Source organism: Halomonas sp., assembly GCF_031581305.1.
Lineage (GTDB): Bacteria > Pseudomonadota > Gammaproteobacteria > Pseudomonadales > Halomonadaceae > Halomonas.
This window is the reverse complement of record NZ_JAVLBC010000291.1, coordinates 1-2,724: the sequence shown is the minus strand read 5'-3', so window position 1 is coordinate 2,724 and position 2,724 is coordinate 1. Positions and strand designations below refer to the sequence as shown.

Genomic DNA, 2,724 nt, shown 5'->3' with positions numbered 1-2,724 from the left:
GTAGTTGTGCACCGGGCACTTCCACTCGCAGTAGGGATTGCCGCAATGCAGGCAGCGATGCGCCTGGCTGGCCGCTTCCTGGGGCTTGAAGGGCTCGTAGATCTCGGCGAACTCCCGCGCGCGGGTGCGGGCGTCCTTCTTCTGCGGGTCCTGGCGACCCACGTCGATAAACTGGAAGTCGTTGCTCAAGCGGTTGGCCATGGTCTCGTCTCCTGGTCTCTGCGTGGCGATATCGTCGTTTCGGCGTTCACGTATTCCGGCTGACGCCGACCCTTATTCCGGCTGACGCCGGGACTGGGCAAGCAGGCTGCCCAGGCTCGCGGCCTTGGGCTTCACCAGCCAGAAGTGACGAACGAAGTCGCTGAAGTCCTCGAGGATCGCCTCGCCCCGGGCGGAGCCGGTCGCGGCCACATACTCCTCGATGATCTCCCGCAGATGACGCCGATAGGCCTCCATGGCCTCGGTGTTCACCCGGTGGATCTCCACCAGTTCATGGTTGTACTTGTCGACGAAGGTGCGATCCTCGTCGAGCACATAGGCGAAACCGCCGGTCATGCCCGCCCCGAAGTTGACACCCACCTCACCGAGCACGCAGACCAGGCCACCGGTCATGTATTCGCAGCAGTGGTCGCCGGCACCCTCGATGATGGCATGGGCGCCTGAGTTACGTACCCCGAAGCGCTCACCGGCGGTACCGGCAGCAAATAGCTTGCCGCCAGTGGCGCCGTACAGACAGGTATTGCCGACGATGGCGGTCCGGTGGCTCTCGAAGGCGCTGCCGGCCGGTGGCACGACCACCAGCTTGCCGCCGTTCATGCCCTTGCCGACATAGTCATTGGCATCGCCCTCCAGGTAGAGGTTGAGGCCGCGGGCGTTCCAGACACCGAAGCTCTGGCCGGCGACACCGGTGAAGCGCGCGGTGACCGGCGCGTCCTCGAGCCCCGCCTCGCCGTAGCGCTTGGCGATGGCCCCGGAGGTCAGCGCCCCGACGCTGCGGTCGCAGTTGGTGATGGTGAAGTCAAACTCGCCTCCGGATTTCGCCTCGATGGCGTCCTTGAGGGCCTCGAGCACCTCCTGATTCTTGGCGCCCGGATCGTGGGGAACGTTGCGGCTGACCGCGCAGAACTGCGGTGCATCTGCCGGCACGAAATCGTTGCCCAGCAAGCCTGACAGATCGAGCTTGCGCTGGGACGCCGTGGCGCCCTCCAGCACCTCGAGCAGGTCGGTGCGACCGATCAGGTCGGTGAGACGGCGCACGCCCAGCAGGGCCATCAGCTCACGCACCTCCTCGGCGATGAAGCGGAAGTAGTGCTTGACCATGTCCACGGTACCGCGGAAGTGCTCGTCGCGCAGGTACTGCATCTGGGTGGCCACCCCGGTGGCGCAGTTGTTGAGGTGGCAGATGCGCAGGTACTTGCAGCCCAGTGCCACCATGGGCGCCGTGCCGAAACCGAAGCTCTCGGCGCCGAGGATCGCTGCCTTGACCACATCCAGGCCGGTCTTCAGGCCACCATCGGTCTGCAGGCGAATCTTGTCGCGCAGGCCATTGATGCGCAGCGCCTGGTGCACTTCGGGCAGGCCGAGCTCCCAGGGGCTGCCGGCGTGCTTGATCGAGGTCAGGGGGCTCGCCGCGGTACCGCCGTCGTAGCCGGAGACAGTGATCAGGTCGGCATAGGCCTTGGCCACGCCGGTGGCGATAGTGCCGATGCCGGGCTCGGAGACCAGCTTCACCGAGACCTGGGCATCGGGATTGACCTGCTTGAGGTCGAAGATCAGCTGCGCCAGATCCTCGATGGAGTAGATATCGTGGTGCGGCGGCGGCGAGATCAGCGTCACGCCGGGCACCGAGTAGCGCAGTCGGGCGATCAGCTCGTTGACCTTGCCGCCGGGCAGTTGGCCGCCCTCGCCGGGCTTGGCGCCCTGGGCCACCTTGATCTGCAGCACCTCGGCATTGACCAGGTAGGCCGGTGTCACACCAAAACGCCCGGAAGCGATCTGCTTGATCTTGGAGGAGCGAATGGTCCCGTAACGGGCCGGGTCCTCGCCCCCCTCGCCGGAGTTGGAGCGTCCGCCGGCCTCGTTCATGGCCTGGGCCAGGGCCTCATGGGCCTCGGGCGACAGCGCACCCAGCGACATGCCGGCACTGTCGAAGCGCGGCAGCAGATCCTCGACCGCCTCGACCTCTTCCAGCGGCAGCGGCTCGGCGGCCGGCCTGAGCCTGAGCAGATCACGCAGGGTGGCCGGCGACCGCTCGTTGACCAGGCGAGCAAACGTCTTCCACTTGACGTAGTCGCCCTCCTGAACCGCCTCCTGCAGCGCCATGACCACATCGGGATTGTAGGCGTGGTACTCGTGGCCATGGACATACTTCATCAGACCGCCCTGGGAAATGCCCTTCCGCGGCGTCCAGGCCTCGCGCCCCAGTAGTTCCTGCTGCAGCTGCAGCTCGCTGAAACCGGTGCCTTCGATGCGCGAGGCCATGCCGGTAAAGCAAAGGTCCACCACTTCCGAAGAGAGGCCCACCGCCTCGAAGAGCTGAGAGCCACGATAGGAGGCCAGGGTCGAGATGCCCATCTTGGAAAGGATCTTGAACAGACCCTTCTGCAGGCCCTTGCGGTAGTTCTCGCGGGCATCGGCCGGGTTGCCAACCAGCTCGCCGGTATGGTGCATATCGGCCATGACCTGGTAGGCCAGCCAGGGGAAGACCGCCGTGGCCCCTACACC

At 65.8% G+C, this 2,724-nt stretch carries 1 protein-coding gene and 1 pseudogene; both read right to left on the bottom strand.

The features are described 5' to 3' along the window. Positions 1–201, bottom strand: a pseudogene (locus tag RI841_RS15875) (glutamate synthase small subunit); the annotation flags it as partial. Between the two features lie 72 nt (positions 202–273). Further along, a partial coding sequence (gltB, locus tag RI841_RS15870) for a glutamate synthase large subunit (protein WP_310706602.1) occupies positions 274–2,724 on the bottom strand: 2,451 nt, incomplete at its 5' end.